Source organism: Mesorhizobium sp. M2A.F.Ca.ET.037.01.1.1 (genome assembly GCF_003998075.1).
Taxonomy (GTDB): domain Bacteria; phylum Pseudomonadota; class Alphaproteobacteria; order Rhizobiales; family Rhizobiaceae; genus Mesorhizobium.
The window spans coordinates 1-687 of record NZ_RZSA01001644.1; the positions used below are offsets into that span (position 1 = coordinate 1).

The 687-nt window shown below is 64.2% G+C and carries 2 protein-coding genes; both read left to right on the forward strand.

What is annotated here, in order from left to right; genetic code table 11:
* The coding region (locus EOA27_RS38940) for a transglutaminase family protein (RefSeq protein WP_145970929.1) at positions 1-272 on the forward strand (272 nt) is incomplete at its 5' end.
* A gap of 112 nt (positions 273-384) precedes the next feature.
* Positions 385-687 (forward strand): glycosyltransferase (locus EOA27_RS38945; protein ID WP_245491400.1); only part of this gene is annotated, 303 nt, incomplete at its 3' end.

Here is a 687-nt window from a genome sequence, read left to right on the forward strand (position 1 = left end):
GCTTCCTGCGCACGATCCCGCCCAAGGGAAAGCCGAGGCTCGAGGGCGCCGATGCCATGCATGCCTGGGTCAAGGTTTGGTGCGGCCGCGATGCCGGCTGGCAGGAATTCGACCCGACCAACGGCATGCGGGCGAGCAACGACCATATCACCGTCGGCTATGGCCGCGACTATTCCGATGTGGCGCCGATCGTCGGCGTGCTGAAGACGACAGGCGGCCAGGTCGGCGAGCAGGCGGTCGACGTCATTCCGGTTGCCATGGAAAAGGTGTGACGGCAATCCCGATTGCCCTATAGTCGCTTCTCAACTGCGCCTGCCGTCGGTATCCTGGGTATGGGATTGACGGGGGGCGCGCCTGCGTGGGTGTGGTGTGCGGCGACAGGGTTTGGAAGAGGTCAGCGTCATCATTGCGGCGCACAATGCCGCTCAGACAATTGCTCGGACGCTCGCTTCGCTGGTCTCGGAAAAGGAGGTCATCGGTGAAGTGCTGGTGGTCGACGATTGTTCCTCCGACGCCACCGCTGCCGTCGCCACGGAGACGGCGTTGCGGTTTGCCTTGCCGATGCGCGTCATCAAATCGAGCTGCCGCGACGCCGGGGGCTCCAGGAATCTGGCTCTGGAGCAGGCCCGTTGTCCCTGGGTCTACATGATCGACGCCGACGACCTCATCTGGAAGGCGGCCTGCGTA